General features: G+C 37.7%; 14 protein-coding genes. 2 read left to right on the forward strand and 12 right to left on the reverse strand.

The window, feature by feature from the left end:
- The first annotated feature begins 12 nt into the window (after window positions 1-12).
- On the forward strand, window positions 13-384 hold the full coding sequence (locus tag GFU89_RS03170; RefSeq protein WP_318845758.1) for a hypothetical protein: 372 nt from the start codon (window positions 13-15) through the stop codon (window positions 382-384).
- Window positions 385-517: 133 nt separating this feature from the next.
- Window positions 518-1,012, forward strand: coding sequence for a DoxX family protein (locus GFU89_RS03175; protein WP_318845759.1), 495 nt, complete (start codon window positions 518-520; stop codon window positions 1,010-1,012).
- 445 nt (window positions 1,013-1,457) lie between these two features.
- On the opposite strand, the gene GFU89_RS03180 is transcribed toward GFU89_RS03175, so the two are convergent.
- The 12 genes from GFU89_RS03180 to GFU89_RS03235 form a co-directional block, all read right to left on the reverse strand.
- Window positions 1,458-2,975: a TSUP family transporter gene (locus tag GFU89_RS03180; RefSeq protein ID WP_318845760.1), complete on the reverse strand. Its 1,518-nt coding sequence runs from the start codon at window positions 2,973-2,975 to the stop codon at window positions 1,458-1,460.
- A gap of 5 nt (window positions 2,976-2,980) precedes the next feature.
- Window positions 2,981-5,857, reverse strand: coding sequence for a TonB-dependent receptor (locus tag GFU89_RS03185; protein ID WP_318845761.1), 2,877 nt, complete (start codon window positions 5,855-5,857; stop codon window positions 2,981-2,983).
- A gap of 395 nt (window positions 5,858-6,252) precedes the next feature.
- Window positions 6,253-7,929: an NADPH-dependent assimilatory sulfite reductase hemoprotein subunit gene (locus GFU89_RS03190; RefSeq protein ID WP_318845762.1), complete on the reverse strand. Its 1,677-nt coding sequence runs from the start codon at window positions 7,927-7,929 to the stop codon at window positions 6,253-6,255.
- Window positions 7,930-7,957: 28 nt separating this feature from the next.
- Window positions 7,958-9,670 carry a sulfite reductase flavoprotein subunit alpha gene (locus tag GFU89_RS03195; protein WP_318845763.1) on the reverse strand — a complete coding sequence of 571 codons (1,713 nt, stop codon included), beginning with the start codon at window positions 9,668-9,670 and terminating at the stop codon, window positions 7,958-7,960.
- The gene (cobA, locus tag GFU89_RS03200; RefSeq protein WP_318845764.1) at window positions 9,660-10,505 is read right to left on the reverse strand and encodes a uroporphyrinogen-III C-methyltransferase; all 846 of its coding nucleotides are present in this window, start codon (window positions 10,503-10,505) and stop codon (window positions 9,660-9,662) included. Before cobA ends, GFU89_RS03195 begins: the two co-directional genes overlap by 11 nt.
- 23 nt (window positions 10,506-10,528) lie before the next feature.
- On the reverse strand, window positions 10,529-11,440 hold the full coding sequence (cysK, locus tag GFU89_RS03205) for a cysteine synthase A (protein ID WP_318845765.1): 912 nt from the start codon (window positions 11,438-11,440) through the stop codon (window positions 10,529-10,531).
- A gap of 23 nt (window positions 11,441-11,463) precedes the next feature.
- Entirely contained in the window at window positions 11,464-12,294 is an 831-nt protein-coding gene (epsC, locus tag GFU89_RS03210) for a serine O-acetyltransferase EpsC (RefSeq protein WP_318845766.1), read from the reverse strand.
- A 5-nt stretch (window positions 12,295-12,299) separates the two neighbouring features.
- Entirely contained in the window at window positions 12,300-13,538 is a 1,239-nt protein-coding gene (locus GFU89_RS03215; RefSeq protein WP_318845767.1) for a sulfate adenylyltransferase subunit 1, read from the reverse strand.
- A 112-nt stretch (window positions 13,539-13,650) separates the two neighbouring features.
- The gene (gene cysD / locus GFU89_RS03220; protein ID WP_318845768.1) at window positions 13,651-14,559 is read right to left on the reverse strand and encodes a sulfate adenylyltransferase subunit CysD; all 909 of its coding nucleotides are present in this window, start codon (window positions 14,557-14,559) and stop codon (window positions 13,651-13,653) included.
- 12 nt (window positions 14,560-14,571) lie between these two features.
- Complete coding sequence (locus GFU89_RS03225) at window positions 14,572-15,285, reverse strand: phosphoadenylyl-sulfate reductase (protein ID WP_318845769.1); 714 nt, start codon at window positions 15,283-15,285, stop codon at window positions 14,572-14,574.
- 82 nt (window positions 15,286-15,367) lie between these two features.
- Complete coding sequence (locus GFU89_RS03230) at window positions 15,368-15,784, reverse strand: Rrf2 family transcriptional regulator (protein ID WP_318845770.1); 417 nt, start codon at window positions 15,782-15,784, stop codon at window positions 15,368-15,370.
- A gap of 342 nt (window positions 15,785-16,126) precedes the next feature.
- A complete protein-coding gene (locus tag GFU89_RS03235) occupies window positions 16,127-16,618 on the reverse strand; it encodes a GNAT family N-acetyltransferase (RefSeq protein WP_318845771.1) in 492 nt (163 codons plus the stop codon).
- Window positions 16,619-16,830 lie beyond the last annotated feature (212 nt).

A 16,830-nucleotide genomic window follows, 5' to 3' on the forward strand; every position in this document is an offset into this window, starting at 1 on the left:
TCTATGGGATTTATGGGGAAAAGAAATGGATTATGGCAGTATCTACAGGTATTAAATATATTTGTAATATTGCTCCATCTGGTGATCCTGAAAATAGAAAATACCAACTTTCTTTCCACAGAAACAATACATCATTACAGTCAGGAAAAGACTTCTCATAAAAAATGTAATAAGCTTGATCTTGCGGATAACAACAGAACTCCGATAAAATGTAACAGTAATTACTGCTCCGGGTTTTCTCTGTTTTTTACTGCCTCTTTTCATTCTTTTGCATTTGAAAAATTTATAGATCAGGAAATAAGCAACCGCTATTTCTTATATGATGATCCACCCTATTCTTCATTTTTTAATTCTATCTGGATTCCTCCTAAAATAACAGGATAAATTTCAGCTATCGTGAAATAACGCGATCTGAGATTTACATAAAAACCTTGTTATCTAATCAAATAATCACATGACCAACTCCTGTTCATGGCGCTGTCATGTTGATTTAATCAATAAATGAATTAAAAAAATAATGAAAACAATATTATCAAACTTCGAAAAGAATACAGTCAATATATATGCACTCTGCAGAATACTTATTGGGCTCTTCTTTTTTATAGCGGGTTTTAACAAACTTTTCCATCCTATTTTTCAGGGATATATGTTGAATACTATAAGCTCTATTGGATTTCCATTTCCACAGTTTACTGCTAATTTTACAGCTTTCTGTGAATGTGTATTCGGGTTATTTTTAATGCTGGGTTTGTGGACGAGAATAAGCTCTGTGTTTTTAATCATCATTATTTTGGTTGCATTATTTACGCATGATCTCAGTTCAATTCCTAAGGAACTAGTTCCTATAAAACCTGAGACCGGAATTTACGAAGTAGATCCTTTTACATGGCTGAGCTATTTTCTTTATCTACCTCAGACATTGTATCTTCTGTTTTTACTCCTGTTTTTGTTTCAGGGATGTACAGGTTTCGGAATTGATACTTTCAGGAAAACAAAATCAGGAAATAGTTAGTGATTTTAAGCAGCTCTCTTTTTGGGAGCTGTTTTTTTTGTTGGAAAATAGCAAAGACGCAAGATTTTTCTAAATTTTATGTATGATTTTTAAGGCGCAAGAAAATCCAAGATTTCCAGCAAGAGGTGTTTTCTAAATTTTCTCGCAGATAAAAAGCAAACTATGCTGTATTCAATTTTATCGAAGATAAAATCCCTGCGCCTTATAGCAGCCTTTTTTGATATTATTTTGCGTCTTTGCGTTTATGAAAATATTTAGGAAGAAGCATTTAAAAATAAAAAACGCAAAGTTTTAATGGTTTCAGATTTTCACTAAAAATGAGTAATGATAATGTCAATAGACTGTATCATTGATTTTCCCCTATGATTTCTCAAAATAAAGTAAAACATTAAAATCTTTGCGTTTAATAAATCATACTTTTCTTTTTAATTTTATACTTATTTTTTTATGATAAGACTGATTTTGTTATCGTAATAAGGCTCATTGTAATAACGACCATTCCCACGACGATAAACATTTTCTTTGTTGGAAGTTTTGAAGTCAGCATTGCAGAAAACGGAGCGGTGAAAACACCACCCAGCAAAAGTCCCAAAACAATATTCCAGTGATGGATACCTATTGTGAAAATGAATGTAATGGCACTGGTAATAGTCAGTAAAAACTTGGCAACAGTAGAACTTCCCACCACATAACGGGGAATTCTTCCTTCTTTTATCAATGTTCCGGTAACCAAAGGTCCCCAACCGCCTCCTGCAAAGGAATCAATAAAGCCACCTACCAATCCTAATATTCTGAGATTCGTTCTTCGTTTGGTTTTACCTTGTCCTGATTTTTTACCTTTGAATGCATTTCTTAAGATATTAATTCCAAGATATAAAGTATAGCAGGCAATAATAGGTTTTACAATATGAGCATAATGTTCGCCGTAATGAGACAGGGTTAATGCTCCGATAACAGAACCTACAATAGCCAGCGGGAATAGTACCCACACCATTTTCTTATTGACATTTCCCAGTTTATAATGACTGAAACTTCCGGCAGCTGTCGTAAAAGATTCCGCAGAATGAATACTTGCACTCACAACAGGCGGCGGAACATTAAGCAGTAAAAGTATTGTGGTACATATGACTCCATAGCCCATTCCCATAGATCCGGCGACAATTTCTGCCATGAAGCCTGCAAACAGCATCCAGTAAAAAATATGACCATCCTTATTCAGAAAATATTGTATATCACCGGAAAGATTGAACTGGTACACTACAAGTCCAAATAATCCGAAAAGAAGTAAAACACCTATGATGGCCAGGTAAATATTAGCTTTTCTCTGAGCTGTTTTGGTAATATTGATCAGCTTTTCAATTTCCATATCCGGTTTTGAAGAAGCTTTTCTGTCAGACAGATATTCGGTAGTGATTTTGTTAAGTTCTTTCACTTTATAATTGAAGTCTCCGGTCAGTTGATTACGGATATGCTGCATATTATCCAATACATGATCCATTTCATCAGGAATGATTTCAGTAAAAGTTTCCCTTAATCTCTTGGCGATGGTCGGAGATTTTCCATTGGTTGAAATAGCAATCTTAAGACTTCCTTTTTTAACAATGGAACCTAAATAAAAGTCACACAGATCTGGCTTGTCCGCAATATTCACCAATACATTTTTTTGCTGGGCTTTTTCTCTGATTTCTCCTGCCAGTTCAATATTATTTACTGCAATAATCGCAAGATCTACATCGTTAAAATCATGCACGTGGTAAGCTCTTTCATGAATAATCAGATTAGAAAACTCATTTTCCAAGATCCTGACTTCAGGAATAATTTCCTTGGCCACCAGTTTGATGGACGTTTCCGGAGAGTTTCCAAGTACCGATTCCAGTTTTTCAAGGGCAACCTTGCCACCGCCAATGATCAGCAGTGAAAGGTTTTCAAGTTTTAAAAATATGGGATATAAAGAATTGCTCATCCTGATTACATTTTTAAGTCATAAGTAAAAGCGAGATAATATAGTCCTCCGATTTCAGGACCCGCTGCATATTGCATATAACGACGGTTCAGCAAATTGGTTGCCCCAATTTTTACATTTGCACGGATTTCCGGAAGTTTCCATGTAGCTTGAGCATCAATGGTATAATATGCAGGAATTGCTCCAGACGCTAAAGGACTCTCCCACATAAAACCGCTCTGCCATCTTGCAACAAGCGTAAACCCTATATTTTTGACAATCTCCCTGTTTCCGACACTTACATTTACCATCCATTTCGGAGTGTTGAATGCAGTGATAAACAAATCTGAGGTATTATTGGAAGCAAGATCATTATAAGAAACATTGGTGTTCACATTATAATTTCCTGTAATATTATATCGGATTCCCAGAGAGGTTCCATAACTTTTGTAGGTACTGTTGCTATTGGTATATACTCTGTATCTGTCCTGTTTACTTCTGTCAAGCATCGCAAGAACGGCAGCATTGCTTCCTATCTGGCTGTTTTTAGGTACTGCGACTTCTACCTGTCCCAGGAATCCTTCATAAATGTTGTAATAAAAATCCCAGTCCAGCACCAGTTTATTGTTGAAAAAAGTAGACTTGTACCCTATTTCAAACGAATTGATCTTTTCCGGCTGTAATTTTTGAAGATTGGCTACGGTTAAAAGCTGTTTATTATCCTGAGCTGCCTGAGCCTGAGTTTTTCCGGCATCTACATCTGCATTCACTGCTGAAGTGAATTTATCAATGGAAGCTAATGTATAAGAGTTTTCCAGATAGCCTAATCCGTCATTTACTTTTGAAAGTCCGCCTACTCTTCTTACATTTCCGTTGTTTACGAAAGAAAGTGCTTCAAAAAGGGAGGGAAAACGATATCCATTCTGAAAAGAAGCTCTGAAATTATGCTCTTTAACTGGAGAATACACCACACTGATTCTCGGATTTAATTTGGCTTCAAATTCCGGGTTTCTGTCGATACGTAAGGCTGCATTAATTTTTAATTTATCATTAAAGAAAAGCTTTGTAATCTGAGCAAAAGCCCCATATTTCTGATAAATAACATCTTTCCCGAAGGTACCGTTGGCTAAAGGAATATTTCTTTCACTTACAGGACGATCGAAATCAACAAAATTGTTTCCATCCGGAGTAATGCTATAGAGGCGATAATCTACACCAGCAAGAAGGTTGAATATTTTTACAAATCTGCTGAAATCATAGGTAAGTTCACCCTGATAAAAGCGGGATTTCTGTTCAAGTTTGGCACCTCCTGTTGCCGGAGCTCCTGCAATTCCTGCATTGGCAGAATCCCAGTTGTTGATTCCGATAATGGTATTTTTTAACTGTTCAAAGGCTGCGGTTCCGGGTACTGCTCTATTTTTATCGGCTTCCTGACGGGCGATAATAAATGCGTCATTAAGATTAGCTCCAGCATTTAAGTTATTCTGAAGAGCTGTCTGGAATATGTTTTTCCAATTGGTATTAGAAAGATTGGTGAGATCAAGATTATCTGCCAAAGGCTTCAGATTATAAGAATCTCCGGTGTTTTCTATAGACACATATGCTCTGAATGTCAATTCTCTTCCTGTAAGTTCTATTTTATGGTTCTGAACAGTGGCATTCTGCAAGCGGATTTTATTTCCCCTTTGGAAAGTGCCGTCCAGCAAGCCATACCGATACACATAAGAAGTTCTCCACTGATCCCCAAAACGGTAATATAATCCTGCATCGAACTTGATATTTTTCACGTCAGGACTCACAAGATCTTTCTCCAGATATCCTGTTCTGGAAACATTGAATGTGGTAGGTTTCCCATTATAATCTACTTTTACGGCAACACGGTTGTTTCTTTCATCACCATACTTATTCCATAGATCTTCAGCCGGATTATTAGCCAATGCAAAATTAGGATTAGCGGTGATTAATGATCCTGGGTTCTGATCTGTAAGATTGTTGGAAATCCAGTCTGTTCCGCTGAAATAGGAAGCATTCACCTTCACTGCAAAGTTTTTATTGATCACTTTTGCAAAGCGGATGGCACTTTCTCCTAGGGAACTTATTTTATGATTGACATTGTCTACATGATTCACCCCGCCACGGAAATAAAGGCTTATTCCTTCAGACGTAAATGGATCTTTGGTTTGTAAACTTGCCAGCCCGTTGATGGCATTCATTCCGTACAAAGCGGAAGCTGCGCCTGGAGTGACTTCCATAGATTGAATATCCAGTTCCGTAGGTCCTATCGCATTTCCCAACGGAACTCCCAGTGTTGCAGACTGTACATCTACACCGTCTACCAACTGCATAAAACGGAAATTATTTGGGGAATTGAAACCTCTGGAATTAGGGATTTTTAAAGTAAGACTGGATGTTAAAAGCTGTAACCCTTTTACATTTTCAAGTGTTTCATAGAACGAAGCTGCCGGACTTTCCCTGATGGTTTTAATATCAATTTTTTCAATCGCGATCGGTGATCTTAATATCTTTTCCGGAACTCTGGAGGCGGAGATCACTACATCATCAATAATCGTATTCTGAGGATTCAGTCCTATCGTAATTTTGTTGGAAGGAGAAAGAATCTCAACAGTTTGACTGGAAAAACCGTCTTTCTGAACAACTACCCTGAATGGAATTGTAACCCTTGTTCTGATTTTAAAGTTACCCAGCTGATCCGTTAATGCGATATCTTGTGTGTTTTCGATCTGTATTTTTACAGAATCAAGCGCTTTATGTGTACCTGTATTTTTGATGCTTCCGCTAAGCTCTATAAGCTGCTGCTGTGCTTCTGCCAGGTTAAAAAATAAAAATGTGAATGCGATAATGCCTGCTTTAGGTAGAATTTTCCCCTGTTTTTTGTTTTTCATTTTTTCTTCATTTTTTAGGTTGAGAATGAAGCTGTCTGAACTTTAATTTAACCACAAATCGAAGATTCGACGAAGTCAAAAGGCACAAAAGTTTTTAAACACTTAAGTTTTTTAGAGCCAATCTTTATGCATAATAAGTACACCTAAGTTTTGTAAAAATCTTCGGTTTTCATCTTATGTGATCTTTTCTTCGGTATCATTTTAAACTTACTTAAGCGGGCTAAAGTGTTTAAAATGATGCTTTTTGTGACTTTTGTGGTTTGAATCGAAAAGTTGAAACAGCTTTGTATGTATTGTTATTTGAGAATCAACAACACATGCACATTCGTCTGCCTAAAAGAAGAGGTTGATTATTTTTGTTTTTTTTCAGATCATCATGAAAAGTAGCCATATATTTAATTTAAGGTGTGTAAGTAACGGTATGAAAAATCACCAAAAGTTTCTTCTGTAAGTCTTTTCTGCACATAAATCCCGAAAAGTTCATCCAGGGTGGTCAAAATTTCTTCTTCACCAATATTTTCTTTAAATTTTGTATTCAGTCGCATTCCCAGGCGGTCTCCTCCAATGTGAAGGTTATATTTTCCATAGGCTGTCCCTACAAATCCTATTTCCGCATTGGGAGATCTTCCACAGCCGTTAGGGCAGCCGGTCATACGGATGGTAATATCATCCTCTAAAAGGCCATGTTTATCAAGGATGGGCTCTATTTTAGTGACCAAAGACGGAAGATAACGCTGAGCTTCCGCTAGAGCCAGTGAACAGGTGTTTAAAGCGACACAGGCAACAGAATTTTTACGTAAGGCACTTGCTCCATTGGTATATTCTGAGATTCCATGTTCTTTTAAAATAACTTCAATATCAGCTTTATCTTTTTCATCAATATCAGCCAGAATAAGATTCTGGTTGCAGGTAAAACGGAAATTGGCTTTACCAGTCTGTGCTATTTTTAATAATCCTGATTTTAAAGGATATTCTGCTGTATTAAGGATTCTTCCATGCTCTACAAATACGGTATAAAACCATTTTCCTTCATGGTTCTGAATCCAGCCGTAGCGGTCTTTTCTCTGTTCAAACTTAAATTCCCGGGCCGGTTCAAAACTGAATCCCGTTCTTTTTTCGACTTCAGCTCTGTATTCATCGATACCCAATTTATCAATCGTATATTTTAATCTTGATAATTTTCGGTCGCTTCTGTTACCAAAGTCTCTTTGAACCGTAATGATTTCGTAGACAGCTTTTAATACTTTTTCTTCCGTATCCACAAATCCAAGAATGGATGCGAGACGGGCGTACGTGGCCTCATTTCCATGAGTGGCTCCCAGTCCGCCTCCAGCCGCAATATTGTAACCTACAATTTTATTATTTTCAATGATAGCGATCAATGCAATATCATTGATGAATACGTCTACATCATTATTGGGGGGAACGGCAATTCCTATTTTCAGTTTTCTTGGAAGATATCTGTCCTGATATAATGGATCTTCCTCCGCTTTTCGGTCTATCAGAAGTTCATCATCAATCCAGATATCATAATAGGATTTGGTTTTTGGAAGGCACATTTCACTGATTTTGCCAGCCAGTTCATAAGCTTCATTGTGCAAAGGGGATTCTGAAGGATTGGCTGTACAGGTTACATTTCTGTTGACATCTCCACAAGCCGCAATAGAATCCAGATGCTGCAGATTGAAGCTTTGAATGGTAGGTCTTAAATGAGATTTTAAAATACCATGAAGCTGAATGGTTTGTCTTGTGGTTACTTTAATGGTTCCTGTGGAATGATCTTCAGCCGTATCATTCAATCCTACCCATTGTTCCGGAGTTAAAAAGCCACCAGGAAGTCTCAATCTGATCATATAAGAATACAGCCATTCCAGTTTTTTGGAGACACGCTCTTCCCTTCGGTCTCTGTCGTCCTGTTGGTACATTCCATGAAATTTGATCAGTGTCTGATCATCTTCCCTTATGGCTCCGGTAATAGTATCAGCAAGGCTCTCTTTTAAAGATCCTCTGAGCCCGTTACTGCTGGTTTTAATCCTTTCTACCGGTGAAAGGTTTTCTTTATCGTTGTTCATAACTGTTTCCTTTAATTTTTACTTCTTTTTAATAAACATCTTTAGCATATCTGCCGCTAAGCTCCATATCTTCCAGGTAAAGTACAGCATCATCTTTGCTGCGTTTTCCTTCATTCTGAATAATGTTCAGAAGTGTTTGTTCTACATCACGAGCCATCGGTTCTTTGGCTCCGCATACATATACTGAAGCACCACCTTCAAGCCAGTAGAATATTTCCTGAGATTTTTGCTCCAGCCTGTGCTGAACGTATACTTTTTCATTGGTATCTCTGGAAAAAGCAAGATCTAAATGAGTTAAGCTGCCTGTTTTAATAAAATCCTGAAGTTCCGCCTGGTAAAGGAAATCTGAAACGAAATTCCTGTCCCCGAAAAACAGCCAGTTTCTTCCTTCTGCACCTGTAGCATCACGTTCCCAAAGGAATGATCTGAAAGGAGCAATGCCTGTTCCCGGCCCTATCATGATGATGTCTTTGTCAGCTTCTGGAAGTTTGAAATGACCAGCATCCTGAATATAAAACTCTACCTCTTCTCCTTCTTTGAATTCACTCAGAAAACCACTGCATAATCCGTTCTGTTTCTGATGGTCAATAAAGAACTCTGATCTGGCAACGGTAATATGAATTTCCGTATCACCATGAGCTTCCAAAGAGGAAGAAATGGAATACAGACGGGGTGCCTGAGCGGTTAATATCTGAATGATTTCTTCAAATTCATCTGCATTTTTTACCGGATAAATTCTAAGGAGATCAAGAAGACTGAGTCTAACTTCCGGAATGGAATGTCCCGTTATTTTCGCATATTGAGCAACTGCGGATTTAAGTAAATAGCTAATATTAAGATGTTTACATAGTAGATCTTCAATAGAAGCTTTAATCTTTGATGTTTCTATCTGTTTTTGAGGATCAATTCCTGTCAGCGTAATAATTTCTTCCACTACAGATTTTGAATTGAAAGGGATAATACCCAAAGCAGCGCCGGGTTGATAGGCAAGCGCTTCTTCTGTTTCAATTTCGATATGATAGGTTTCTTTTTCAGAAGTAATATCGTTCAGATTGATGATCGTTGAAACTTTTCCCTGGTATTTCTTTCTTCCTGAAGAAATTTTTGGAACTGAAATATTTTTAGCATTCTGATCAGTATTTTTATTGACTGTTTCAAATACATGTTCTATCCAATGGGAGGCCTCCTGTTCGTAGTCAATATCACATTTCTTCAATGGAATAATGCGTTGTGCGCCTAATATTTCAAAACGTGAATCTACTTCTTCTCCTGTTTTACAGAACTGTGGATAGCTGGTGTCTCCCAAGGCAAGCACTCCGAATTTAAGGCCGCTGAGATTGATTTCATTTTCATGGATATGATCATAGAATTTTTTAGCAAGAGCTGGCGGTTCACCCTCACCCTGCGTGCTGATCACGATGAAAAAAAACTCTTCTTTAGCCAGATCTTTAGGTTTGTATTGAGAAAGGTCAGCCAGTTTAACCTGAAGTCCTTTTTTCTTAACAATACCTGCCAATGCTGTAGCCAGTTTTTTGCTGTTTCCGGTTTCTGTTCCGTAAGCCAGGGTTATTTTCTTTATGGTATTCTGTGCAATAGCAGTTGTTTGCTGTGGTGGCAGTACAGCCGTCAATGAAGTTCCTCCGGCAATGCCCGCAAGATATCCGCTTGCCCAGATGGCTTCGTCTCTGGTAAGGTCTCCGGAAATTTGTTTTAATACATTTAATTTAGTTTCAGACAGCATATTCAAAGAAATTTTGAGTGGTAGGGATTAGACTTCCGTTTTCTACGGATTTAAAATAAAGACCTTCCTGTTCAGCATTTTCAAGCCACGAAAATTCTTCATGCAGATTGACAATTTTACCGACAACAACCAAAGAAGGTGATGCAAAGGCTTTATCTCCGAATTTTTCATTAAAATCTTCAAATGATGACGTGTACACTTTTTGGTAAGGCGTTGTAGCCTGCTCAATGACTGCAATTTTTTTATCACCTGAAATCTCAAGCTGCTTCAGCTTTTCTACAAGAGGGGTAAGATTTCCTTTAGACATATAGAAAACAAGGGTATCATTGGTCAAAGCAAGTTCTTTCCAGTATTCTTCACTCACGATCTCTGATTTATAATAGGTCAGAAAACGTACTGATGTGGAATATCCTCTTGCTGTTAAAGGCATCCCTGCAAAGGCTGCTGCTCCTAAAGCTGCTGTAATTCCCGGAATGATTTCGTAAGGAATATGATTTTCTTTTAAAGCCTGCAGTTCATCCAGAATATTGGAGAATATGGAAACATCTCCTCCTTTCAGTCTTACAATAGTTTTATTCTGAAGAGCATATTCCACCATCAATGTATTGATATGGGACTGAGGGGTGGATGCATTTTTACTGCATTCTTTGCCTACATAGATGACCTCTGTATTTTCATTGACGTATGTCTCCAGAATCTCAGGACTTACAAGGCGGTCACATAAAATGATGTCTGCTTCTGCAATTGCTTTTACTGCTTTTACAGTAATCAGTTCAGGGTTGCCGGGCCCTGCACCGATAAGGTAAACCTTTGGTGATTTTATATTTGTTTTCATTGAAGTGATTGTTAATTAAGGGTTTAGAAGAGTCCTTCTACAGACAGATACCTTTCTCCGGTATCGTAATTAATCGTCAGGATTTTAGCGTTAGGTTGTATTTCCGGTAAATGTTTTGCGATAGCTGCTAAAGCGGCTCCCGTGGAAACTCCTACAAAAAGGCCTTCTTTTTTAGCTGCATTCAAAGCATATTCATAAGCTTCTTCCTTGCCTACTTTGATAACACCGTCCAAAAGGGTAACATCCAGAATGGAAGGAACAAATCCTGCTCCTAGTCCCTGTAGTGGATGCGGCGCCGGGCTTCCTCCACTTAAAACAGGAGATAATTCCGGTTCTACGGCAAAAACTTTTACGTTTGGATATTTTTCCTTTACTGCTTTTGCAATTCCGGTGATGTGTCCTCCGGTTCCTACTCCGGTAATGATGTAATCCAGGCCGTCCGGGAAGTCTTTTAAAATCTCCTGAGCAGTGGTTTCCACATGCACTTTTACATTGGCAGGATTGTCAAACTGTTTCGGAATCCATGAATTGGGTGTTTCTTCGGCAAGTTCATTGGCTTTTTCGATAGCGCCTTTCATTCCTTTTTCTCTTGGAGTAAGGACAAATTCGGTACCGTAAGCTTCCATAATTTTACGGCGTTCTATGCTCATGCTGTCAGGCATTACAAGAATCAGTTTGTATCCTTTTACGGCAGCTACCAGAGCCAGTCCTATCCCTGTATTTCCACTGGTAGGTTCTATAATGGTGCTGTCTTTATTTAATAATCCTTTTGCTTCAGCATCTTCAATCATTGCCAGAGCAATTCTGTCTTTAATGCTTCCGCCTGGGTTGCTTTTTTCAAGTTTAATCCAGATTTCATGATCTGAATTGAATAGTGTATTAATTTTCACGACGGGAGTATTTCCAATCGTTTCTAATGCGTTCTGAAATCTCATATCAATTTACTTTTTTTGTTTTTTTAAATCACAAAGGTTAATGATTCCGGTAATGAAGTATTATCCTTTATTTTTATTTCACTTTTGTGGTAGACCAGAGAGTTGGCGGGAACATCCTGTGTAACCCATACATTTCCTCCTATGATGCTTTCTCTTCCTATGGTAGTTCCACCTCCCAAAATAGTTGCCCCCGAATAGATAATCACATCATCTTCAATATTGGGATGCCTTTTCTGATGGGCTTTTTCTTTGGAAACATTCAAGGCTCCTAGAGTAACTCCCTGATAGATTTTGACATTGTTCCCGATAATTGTTGTTTCTCCGATGACAATTCCTGTTCCGTGATCAATGAAAAAAGACTTTCCGATGGTTGCTCCCGGATGAATATCAATTCCGGTTTTACTGTGGGCATATTCTGAAATGACACGAGGTAAAATTTTCACTTTCTGACTCCACAACTGGTGCGAAATACGGTAGACATACGTGGCGAAAAAGCCGGGATATGCCAGATACACTTCTTCCAGGGAATCTGCGGCAGGATCAAATTCCACAATAGATTTTGCATCCAGTACCAACTGATCATAAAGGCCAGGCAGTGCTTCAAAAAACTGATCAACCTGTTTTTCAGTACTGTCCTGATCTCCCGTTACCGTATTGATCTGTTCAGATAGTGTGTTCTGCAGCGCTTCAAAATTTCTTTTAAGCTGATCTTCAGTATTGTCATTCTGAGGAAGGAAGAGTGTTTCATACAAATCCTTGACCCATCTTTTTGTCTTTATTTTGTCGAAGAATCCATGAATGTTATTTTGTTTGGTCTGATGAATTCTTTGTGTTAAGTAATCGGAAATTGCCATTTTTTCTATTGAATTATACAGGCTGCTACCGTTGAATTGGACGTTTCATCCACCAAGATGGCAGAGCCCGTTGTTTTATTAAAGGTAAAGCTGTCATAGACCAAAGGCTGTGCCGTTCGCAGGGTAACTTTTACAATTTCGTTCAGTTTAATTTCGCTGTCTGCCTGTTCCTGGATCAGGGTGTTGACATTGATTTTGTAATCTACTTCTTTCACAACTGCTTTTACCAGTCTGCTGTTCTGCTGTAACAGATATTTATTCCCCGGCTGCAATGGTTTCTGATCTAGCCAGCATAAAAGCACTTCAAGGTCTTTTTCAACTGTCGGAATCTGTTCTTCTGTGGCAAAAATATCTCCTCTGCTTATATCTAAATCATGGGCAAGGTGGATCACGGCAGGCTGGCCTTCAAAAGCTTCTTCTTTTTCAATGCCATTGATCTCAATCTTAGTGATTTCGGTTGTCAGATCAGCCGGAAGAATATGAATTTTGTCTCCTTTTGAGAATTTTCCACTTAATATTTGTCCGGCATATCCTCTGTAATCATGCAGTTTTTCAGTCTGAGGACGAATGACATACTGAACTTGAAAACGGCTTCCATTATTTTTTTCTTCATTCAGGGTTACTTCTTCAAGATATTCAAGAAGAGAATTTCCTTTGTACCACTCTGTTCTGACAGATGTTGACACAATATTGTCTCCTTTCAGTGCTGAGATTGGGAAATAGGTGACATCGTTTAATCCAAGATTTTCTGCAATTTTTGAATATTCTGATTTGATAGATTCAAAAACCTCTTCGGAATAATCCACCATATCCATTTTGTTAATAGCTACAGCGACTTTCTTTAATTGTAATAAAGAAGCGATGATAGAATGTCTTCTGGTTTGTTCAATCACTCCTTTTCTTGCATCGATCAGAATGACCATCAGATCAGAGTTGGATGCTCCGGTGATCATATTACGTGTATATTGTACATGGCCTGGCGCATCAGCGATGATAAATTTTCTTTTTGCGGTTGAAAAATAGCGGTAGGCAACATCAATGGTGATTCCCTGTTCTCTTTCTGCACGCAATCCATCTGTTAGAAGGGCAAGGTCTACCCCGTCTTCATTTTTATTTTTAGAATGTTTTTCAAGGACTTCCAACTGATCCTGTAAAATACTTTTGCTATCGTAAAGCAGTCTGCCGATAAGGGTGCTTTTTCCGTCATCTACGCTTCCTGCTGTTATAAATCTTAATATATCCATCCTATTTTAATTATAAATAATGAGTAATTGGTAATGAGTAATGAGTAATGTTCTGTCGTTAAGAAATAAAGTTGTCTGTTCTATTACTTATTACTCATTGCTGATTGCTTATCTAAAAATAGCCTCCTTTTTTTCGGTCTTCCATTGCTGCTTCTGTCACTCTGTCGTCAATTCTGGTTTCTCCGCGTTCTGAAATTCTGGTGGCTACTATTTCTTCTATGACTGAATCAATGGTAACTGCATTGGATTCTACAGCCGCAGTGCAGGTCATATCTCCTACGGTACGGTAGCGTATCTTTTTTGTAGTGACAATATCTCCCGGTTCCAGAAAAACGTGTGTAGAGTTGGCAAGCCACTGGCCGTTAAAATCTACCACTTCCCTTTCATGCGAGAAATAAATGGAAGGCAATGCTATTTTCTCTCTTCGGATATAGTTCCAGATATCGAGCTCTGTCCAGTTGCTGATAGGAAAAATTCTTACATTTTCTCCTTTGTGGATTTTCCCGTTAAAGATATTCCATAATTCAGGACGCTGAAGTTTAGGATCCCACTGCCCGAATTCATCACGTACAGAAAATATTCTTTCTTTGGCACGGGCTTTTTCTTCATCTCTTCGGGCTCCCCCGATACAGGCATCAAATTCAAATTCTTCAATGGTATCAAGAAGTGTATAGGTTTGCAGCCAGTTTCTGCTTGGGAATTTACCTTTAGCCTCGGTTAGTTTTTTACTTTTTATAGTATCTTCTACTTTTCTTACTGCCAGAGTAACATCTAACTGCTTTACCATCTGATCACGAAAATCCAATACTTCCGGAAAGTTGTGCCCGGTATCTACATGTACAAATGTAAACGGGATTTTCCCATGAAAAAATGCTTTTCTTGCCAGGTGAGCCAGTACAATGCTGTCTTTTCCCCCACTGAATAATAAGGCCGGGCGTTCAAATTGGCCTGCTACTTCTCTTAATATGTAAATAGATTCGGCTTCTAACTGATCTAAATAATTTAACTGCTGTATTGACATTTTTTTTCTTTTTTATTGATGAATATGCAGACCGCATTCTTTTTTGTTGGCATCTTCCCACCACCATCGGCCGGCTCTGAAATCTTCCCCTTCTTTAATTGCTCTGGTACAAGGCTCGCATCCTATGCTGACAAATCCTTTTTTATGAAGATGATTGTAAGGTAAGTGATGATCTTTTACATAGCCTGTCACTTGCTCCGAAGTCCAGTGAAGGATGGGATGATATTTAATGATTTTATTATCAGGATCCCACTCCAGCTGGGGCATATTCTGTCGGTTGGCAGAATGTTCTGATCTAAGCCCTGTTACCCATACTTTATAGCCTTCCAGTGCTTTTTTTAAAGGGTGAACTTTTCGAATGGTACAGCATGCTTTCCTTTTTTCTACCGATTGGTAGAATGAATCAGGACCATTTTCTGTTACAAATTCTCTGAGCTCTTCCATATCCGGATAATAGGCTTTGATGTTCTTTTTAAAGAAAGCTTTAGTGGAAGTCCATGTTTCGTAGGTTTGCTCGAAAAGTCTTCCTGTATCCAGGGTAAATATTTCAATATTTAAATCTTTTATCAGATGAGTGATGACCTGATCTTCATAGCTGAAACTGGTTGAAAAGATCACCTTATCCGGAAATTTTTCAGTCAGTAATTGCAGCCCATTAGTTTGAAAAGAAGCTTCAGAAGCCTCTTTTACAAGATTTTCAAATTCATTTTTCAGACTGTTTTCCATTTTGGATTGAGATTTTAATCTTGCAAATATATATAAAATTCTATAACTCCTATCAAAATAGTAGAATTTAAATAAAAAATTTTTATTTTTTGCTGATAAACTTAGTCAGAGTGGCTTCCATCATACTTGTTCTTGTCTTTTCACGAACGATCATAAGTTCTTTTCTCAGGTAACAGACTGCTTCATCCACACAATCATCACAGGCTTCATAAAAGTTTAAAGAAACGCATGGTGTTAATGCAATAGGTCCGTCAAAAATACGGTAAATGTCTGCTAATGAAACCTCATCGGGTGATTTTAATAGATAATAACCTCCTACTTTACCTTGTTTGCTGTTAACAAGTTTGGCTCTTTTAAGCTCAAGAAGAATTTGTTCCAGAAATTTTTTAGGGATGTTCTCATCTTGTGCAATAATGGAGGTTGACAGAAAGCCCTGGTTATAATTCCTTGCTAATCTGACCATTGCTTTGAGCGCATATTTGCAACGTTTCGACATCATAATTCCTGCAAGTTATGATAAATTATTATATAAATGAAATGTTTTCCGTGTATAGCTTAACCACAAAAGTCACAAAAGATAAAAAATGCTTAAGTTGATTTTAATTTATAGATAAGCGTTGAGAAGTTCATTTAAGCTTAAAAATCAAAGATTTTTTATTGATTTTTTCTTTTCTGGATTTACTCTTTATGCTAAGTAAACTTGTAAGGTTTAAAGCTTTATGATGAAGTCGTTTAAAATGGATAGGAGAAACCACCCCATCAAAAATTCTTTGAATTTTCGCCACCCCTCCAAAGGAGGGGAATTGTGAGTCCTCCGGTTCTAAGGATCAGCATCTGTTTATTATTTCTGTAAGATGAAATAAGCCAGTTCCCTATCTTCGCGTTTTAGGTTTTCAATTCTCTTAAAGTTGTTGTTCAGAAGGACTTTCTGAGATCCGATATTATCAAGATCGGTTACAGCAACGATATCTTTATTAAGTTTCAATGAAAAGCAATAGTCGACAAGGGCTTTACAAACTTTAGTTCCAAGACCTTTGCCCCAGTAATTATCGCCCAAAGTATATCCTATTTCCAGCTGGTCAGGATTATCAAGAAAAATTCTGGCCAGACACATTCCTACAAAATCGTTATTCTGAGTGTCGAATATTCCCCATCTGCTGAAGGGTCCTGCTTCATAATCTGCCACTGCTTTGTCAAACATTTCCTTATATTCTTCAGGAGTTTTATAAGGCAGATAGCGGGTAACATTTTCATTTTCAAAAAGAGTGGAAAACAAAGGAAATTCTTCAGGTGTAAATTCACGGATGATGATGGTGTCGTTTTTATAATGCATTGGAATTGTAATTACAGAATAAAAGTACACAAATAAACCAGAAACTGAACCTATATAATAAAAAATTGGGCTTACAATGAAGCCCAATCAACTGCATATGAATACTAAACTATTATTCATATTTCTGAGAAAAGTGTTTTGTTATTTAAAAAGTCTTAAACCAATCTGTAACTGCCTTGAAGTAATAATCAGGAGGTTGATGGTGTTGCAGA

It is taken from the genome of Chryseobacterium sp. JV558, from assembly GCF_033712365.1.
In the GTDB taxonomy this organism is placed as follows: Bacteria; Bacteroidota; Bacteroidia; order Flavobacteriales; family Weeksellaceae; genus Chryseobacterium.